The 242-nt window shown below is 42.1% G+C and carries 1 pseudogene; it reads left to right on the plus strand.

Features of this window, described 5'->3' with window-relative positions:
- Window positions 1-219, plus strand: a pseudogene (locus tag R0J92_RS25950) (UDP-N-acetylmuramate--L-alanine ligase); the annotation flags it as partial.
- Window positions 220-242 lie beyond the last annotated feature (23 nt).

Below are 242 nucleotides of genomic sequence, written 5' to 3' on the forward strand. Positions count from 1 at the left end.
GCTGGAGAATCACCAACGGATATCAATGGGGAACAATTAGCCCAACTCATGACTCAACATCACCCAGATGTTATTTATCATCAGGATTTATCCTCTTTATCACATCGCTTAAGAGAAATCTTGCGTCCTGGGGATATTGCGCTTTTTCTCGGTGCAGGAAATCTCAACCAAATCATCCCTGAAACGATGATCCATGTAACGGAGACAAAAGCAGCATGACACTCTATATTCCTGATACACAT

This window comes from Tritonibacter sp. SIMBA_163 (assembly GCF_046535935.1).
Lineage (GTDB): Bacteria > Pseudomonadota > Alphaproteobacteria > Rhodobacterales > Rhodobacteraceae > Epibacterium > Epibacterium scottomollicae.